Here is a 5936-nt window from a genome sequence, read left to right on the forward strand (position 1 = left end):
ACCACCGACCTGCACAACCAGATCTCCCTGTGCACCGCCCACCACGACGGCATCGACCGCGGCGACCACACCATCACCGGCAACCCCAACACCCCCGACGGACTCGTCGTCACCAACCGGCACGGCCTGACCATCCGACCACCCCGACCAGCCGACACCGCACCCCCACCCGGCGGCGACCCCCAACCACCGCCCGGCACCTACCAGCCACCCTCCGGCGGACCCATCACCTGGACCGACATCGAGCTCCCACCCGACAGCCACCTCGGTCAGCGACGCCTCACCGTCGTGCCACCACCCGACCCGGCACCCGAGGTCCCGCAAGGTCCACCGTCCGAACCCGAACCCGAACCCGAACCAGCCTTCGTCTCCTGGCTCGACGACCCCGCCAACCCCGACCGCGGACTCATCCGCGTCCTCTGACGCGGGCTCGGGCTCCGGGGGCCAACGCTCCGCGCGCGACGTCTAGCTGCTGACGAACTCGGCCACGGAGCGCTCCCAGCGGTCGGGGTCGACGTTCCACTCCTTGGTGTGCCGGGCGGTCTCCCAGCGCTCCATGGTCACCAGGTCCGGCCGGGCAGCCGCAAGGGCATGGGACGGTCCCACCGGCACGAACTCGTCGTCGACCGAGTGGACCACCAGCATCCGGTGACACAGCTCCCCCGCCCGGCTGACCCAGTCGGTCTGGGCGACATCGAGGGGGTCGTGCACGCCGACGAGGCGCCGCGCCCAGCGCTTGCCCATGAGCACCCGGCTGAGGCCGCCGATCGGGTCGGGGATGCCGTGGATCCTGGCGTGGTGCCGCAGGACGTCGGTCCAGTCGACGACCGGGGCGTCGAGGACGACGTGGCTGACGTGGTCGGCGAGCCAGGACCGGCTGAGGGTCTGGAGCACGATCGCGCCGCCCATCGACCACCCCACCAGGACGAGCTCGCGGGCGCCTTGCTGGACGGCCCACAGCCCGGCGTCCTCGATGTCGCGCCACTCCGACAGGCCGAGGTTGTAGCGCCCGTCGGCGCCGCGCCGGGCACCGAGGTCGTTGCGGTAGGACGGGATGATCACGTTGACGCCCTGCTCGACCAGCGGTCGGACCGCGCGCAGGCCCTCGTCGCGCCGGGCTCCACGACCGTGCACGAGGACCGCCCAGCGGGTCGAGGGCGTGGAGGACCGCACCACCCACGCGGGCATCGTGCCCAGCTCGGTCAGGACGTCGACGTACTCCGTCCGCAGGCCGAGGGTCCGGTCCGGCGCACCGGCGTAGAAGTACTGGTTCCACCGGCCGAAACCCGGGGTGAGGTGACCGCGGTCGACGCCGAGCACCTCACGCCGTACGCGGCCCCGGTCCTCGTCGACGTCGAGGAGATCGCCGAGTCGCGCGTGACCGGTCGACTGGTCGAGCCACAGCCCGTAGCGCCCCGGCATCACCGTCTCGGGGGTCAGCCCCAGGGTGACCACCCCCTCGTCGACGGCGAGGATCGAGGTGTCGTCAGGGCGCTGGCGGTCAGGGGTCAGCGCGCGTCGGGCGAAGTAGGCAGCCGCGCCCACCGAGGACACCGCAGCCGTGGCCGCCAGTGCCCCACCGGCAGCGCCCGCCACCGTCGCAGTCGTCCGCAGCGCGCCCCGCTCGCCGGCCCGGGTCACGGGGGCACTCATCGGCGGGACTCGCCGAGCACGTCGGCGAGGTCGAAGCTCACCGGCTCCTCGAGCTGCTCGTAGGTGCACGACCTCGGGTCCCGGTCGTCGCGCCAGCGCACGAACTGCGCGGTGTGGCGGAAGCGGATGCCCTCCATGTGGTCGTACTTCACCTCGACCACCCGCTCGGGCCGCAGCGGCGTGAACGACAGGTCCTTGCCGGCGTTCCACCGGCTCGTGGCCCCGCTGGTCGGTGTGCGCGTGCCCATCTCCTCGTTGGCCCAGGCCCACGGGTGTTCGTCGAACGTCGTGACCAGCGGCTGCAGCTCCTCGAACAGCTCACGACGCCTCGCCATGGGGAACGCGCCGATGACGCCGACGCTCATGAGCGAGCCACTGTCGTCGTACAGCCCCAGCATCAGGGAGCCGACGAGGTCGTCACCGGTCTTGTGCGTGCGGTAGCCGGCCACCACGCAGTCGGCGGTGCGGACGTGCTTGATCTTGAGCATGGTCCGCTTGTCCTGCTCGTAGGTGCCCGACAAGGGCTTGGCGATGACCCCGTCGAGCCCGGCGCCCTCGAACTGCTCGAACCACTCCCGGGCCACCGCCGGGTCACGGGTGGCGCGAGTCAGGTGGATGGGGGCCTCGACATCCGCGAACGCCTTCTCCAGCAACGACCGCCGCTCCTCGAACGGCCGTCCGGTGAGGTCCTCTCCCCCGAGCGACAGCAGGTCGAACGCGACGAACTGCGCCGGCGTCTCGACGGAGAGCTTCTTCACCCGGCTCGCCGCGGGGTGGATGCGCTGCTGCAGCGCCTCGAAGTCCAGCCGGTCCCCCGACCCGCCCACCACGACGATCTCCCCGTCGACCACCGCCTGCTCCGGGAAGTTGTCGAGCACCGCCGAGACCACCTCGGGGAAGTACCGCGTCATGGGCTTCTCGTTGCGGCTGCCGATCTCCACCGACTCTCCGGAGCGGAAGATGATCGACCGGAACCCGTCCCACTTGGGCTCGAACAGGTAGTCGCCCTCGGGGATGTCCTTCACCGGCTTGGCCAGCATCGGCGCGACCGGCGGCACCACGGGCCCCCACTGCTCACGCAGCTCGGCGTCGCGGTCGGCCTTCGGTGTCATGTAGTCCTCGTCGGTCTTGTCCTTGCGCCGCTTGCTCGGCTGCACCCGCGGCGGCTCCCCCGGCATCTTGGGGTAGTCGGGCGGGAAGTTGAGCTCCCCCAGCCCGCGCTCGTGAATGTCCTTGTCCCACAGGGCGATCGCGCCGGTCACGTCACCCACCGCCTGGTCCATGTCGGCCCACGCGTCACCCGACGCCGCCAGGATGCCCGGCACCGTGCGCACGGTGAACTCGCCCGGGTCGGCACCCACGAGCTGGTCCCAGGCCAGCGGCATGCTGACCGGCGCACCGGGCAGCGGTCGGGGGCTGTACGCGGACGCGATGGTGCGATCGCGGCACGCCTGGTTGAAGTCCACGAACACCCGCTCGCCGCGCTCCTCCTTCCACCAGGAGGCGGTGACGAGGTCGGGCAGGCGTCGCTCGAGCTCGCGCGCGATACCGATCACGCCGTGGCGCACGTCGAGGAACTCGTGGGTCGGGGCCACCCGGACGAACACGTGCACCCCGCGGTTGCCCGACGTCTTGGCCCACCCGGTGAGGCCGATCTCGGTGAGCAGCTCGCGAAGCGCCACCGCCGCCTCGACCGCGTCGACGAAGGTGCGCCCCGGCTGGGGGTCGAGGTCGATGCGCAGCTCGTCGGGCCGGTCGACGTCGGCGGTGCGCACCGGCCACGGGTGGAAGGTGACGGTGTTCATCTGCATGCCCCAGACCACGGCCGCGGGTTCGTCGACCACGACCTGCAGGTGCCGGCGGCCCGAGGGGTAGGTGCACATGACCGGGGTGATGAAGTCGGGCATGCCCTTGGGCGGGTTCTTGGTCCAGAACTCCTCGTCGGCGATGCCGTCGGGGAACCTCTGCAAGGTCACGGGGCGGTGGCCCAGGGCGTTGATGAACCCCGCCCGCACGTCCACGGCGTACTGCGCGAGGTCGAGCTTGGTGATGCCGTCGTCAGGCCAGATCAGCCGGTCAGGGCTGGAGATCCGCACCTCGCGCGCGTCCCCCCAAGGCCCCTCGGGCACCTCCACCGTCGTCGCCGCTGCCGCCATGGGCCGACCCTATCCGGCGGGTGTGCCAGGCACCCGGGAGAATGGGGCGCCGACCCCTGCGACCCGTCCGGGACCATTTCGGCGGCCGGCTGCGTTGCACAGGGCGTGAGACTCAACCGAAGGAGCCGTGACGTGAGCATGGAGAAGACCGACCGCACGTACGCCGTGTCCAAGTCCGAGGACGAGTGGCGTGCCGAGCTCAGCCCGGCGGAGTACCAGGTGCTGCGCCAGGCTGGGACCGAGCGGCCCTACGTCGGTGAGTACACCGACACCAAGACCGAGGGCGTCTACGCCTGCCGGGCCTGCGGAGCCGAGCTCTTCACCTCGGGCACGAAGTTCGACAGCCACTGCGGCTGGCCGTCCTTCTACTCTCCGCTCGCCGGTGACAGCGTCGAGTACATCGAGGACGTCTCGATGGGGATGAAGCGGGTCGAGGTCCGCTGCGCCAGCTGCGGCAGCCACCTCGGGCACGTGTTCGAGGGTGAGGGCTACGACACCCCGACCGACCAGCGCTACTGCATCAACTCGATCTCCATGACGCTGCGCCCGGCCACCGAGGCCTGAGGCAAGGACGCTGCGGGCACCGCGGCGGGCGCGACCGGGTCGAGCCCGCCGCGTCGTCGTGTGCTCGTCGTGGTGTGCGCGTCGTCGAGCCGTCACTCGTCCCGCCAAACGCGTAGCCGCGCGGACCGCCGGTCGTCCCTATTGGGTACGGCGCCGACTCGTTGACACCGACCTGCCCGCAGCGGACCGTGACGGGTGCCGTGCACCCCGCAGCAGTGGGGTGCACCAGAGCGTCAGTCGTGCGGAGACCTTGACGCCGGCACGTCGAAAGGGGTTCCCCGTGAATCCACGAATGCGTAACCAAGGCAGAGTGGTTGCAGCTCTCGCAGCACTGGCGACGGCACTGTTGACCGGTGCCACCATGAACGCCACCGGGGCTGCGGCGAGCGACACCACCACAGCGAGCCAGCCCACCGCGGCCTGCTCGGCACCAGCCGCCACGGGCAGCGCCCGGTCGAGAGGTATGACGCGGGCGGTCTCGGCATCCACCGGGTGCGCCACGTCGGCCAGGTCCTCCTCCACCGCGACACCGCCGACGAGCACCGCCAGCGACCCGGCGGTCGGCGCCCCGCCCCTGCTCTTCCACGGCGGCCCCGTCATGGGCACGAAGCAGACCGGCCCCCTGTTCATGACACCGATCTTCTGGGCCCCCGCCGGCCACCCGATGGACGCCTCGTACACGTCGATCATCCGCCGGTACCTCGGTGACGTGGCGGCCGACAGCGGGAAGCACACCAACGTCTACTCGACGCTGAACGAGTACTACGGCACCAACGGCGCGATCCGCTACAAGATGAAGCTCACCAAGGCGGTCCTCGACACGGCTCCCCTGCCGGCCGACGGCTGCACGGTCGCTGCCAACGACACCTCCAACATCTACGCGGACCTCAGCGGCTACGACGCCTGCCTCGACGACAGCCAGGTCATCGCCGAGACCAACCGGGTGGTGGCGAGCAAGGACCTCCCGGTGGACTACGGCCACATCTACGTCATGTTCCTGCCCAAGCACGTCGAGTCGTGCTTCTTCGCCGGCTCGACGCTCACCTCGGCCAACGCCTGCACCATCAACCACCAGCCGAGCGCCGCGTACTGCGCGTACCACAACCAGGACACCGGACAGGGCACCGTCTACGCGAACATGCCGTTCCCGGTCTACCTGTCGCCGGTCGGCTACACCTGCGGCAGCAACGCCCGTGGACACGGGATCATCGAGTCGCCGAACGGGAACCCGGACGCCGACACCGAGATCAGCCCCACCAGCCACGAGATCATGGAGGCGGCGACCGACCCCGACACGGTCACCGGCTGGTACGACAGCAACGGGTACGAGAACGGCGACGAGTGCGCCTACGTCTACGGGACCATGAGTGGCACCGCGGGCAGCCGCTACAACCAGGTCATCCACGGCCACCAGTACCTCACCCAGGAAGAGTTCAGCAACAGGGACTTCGCCCTCACCGGGCGGGGATGCCTTCCCTATGAGTGACCTCAGCGACCTGAGTGACCTGACGGCACGGCGCGACGCCGCCTGACGGCGCACCGTGCACGCGGGGGTCCCGGACC

General features: G+C 70.6%; 4 protein-coding genes and 1 pseudogene. 3 read left to right on the forward strand and 2 right to left on the reverse strand.

Features of this window, described 5'->3' with window-relative positions; genetic code table 11:
• Positions 1-423, forward strand: a pseudogene (locus tag AB4Z02_RS18785) (hypothetical protein); the annotation flags it as partial.
• Positions 424-465: 42 nt separating this feature from the next.
• On the opposite strand, the gene AB4Z02_RS18790 reads toward AB4Z02_RS18785, so the two are convergent.
• Positions 466-1653 carry an alpha/beta hydrolase family protein gene (locus tag AB4Z02_RS18790; protein ID WP_056884018.1) on the reverse strand — a complete coding sequence of 396 codons (1188 nt, stop codon included), beginning with the start codon at positions 1651-1653 and terminating at the stop codon, positions 466-468.
• Positions 1650-3809 (reverse strand): ATP-dependent DNA ligase, encoded by a 2160-nt coding sequence (locus tag AB4Z02_RS18795; protein WP_441972875.1) that lies wholly within the window; start codon positions 3807-3809, stop codon positions 1650-1652. Before AB4Z02_RS18795 ends, AB4Z02_RS18790 begins: the two co-directional genes overlap by 4 nt.
• A gap of 138 nt (positions 3810-3947) precedes the next feature.
• On the opposite strand from AB4Z02_RS18795, the gene msrB reads away from it, so the two are divergent.
• Positions 3948-4373, forward strand: coding sequence for a peptide-methionine (R)-S-oxide reductase MsrB (gene msrB / locus AB4Z02_RS18800; protein ID WP_056884017.1), 426 nt, complete (start codon positions 3948-3950; stop codon positions 4371-4373).
• Positions 4374-4683: 310 nt separating this feature from the next.
• Complete coding sequence (locus AB4Z02_RS18805) at positions 4684-5859, forward strand: hypothetical protein (protein WP_441972876.1); 1176 nt, start codon at positions 4684-4686, stop codon at positions 5857-5859.
• Positions 5860-5936: the final 77 nt, after the last annotated feature.

The sequence above is a fragment of the Pedococcus sp. 2YAF34 genome (assembly GCF_052114585.1).
In the GTDB taxonomy this organism is placed as follows: domain Bacteria; phylum Actinomycetota; class Actinomycetes; order Actinomycetales; family Dermatophilaceae; genus Pedococcus.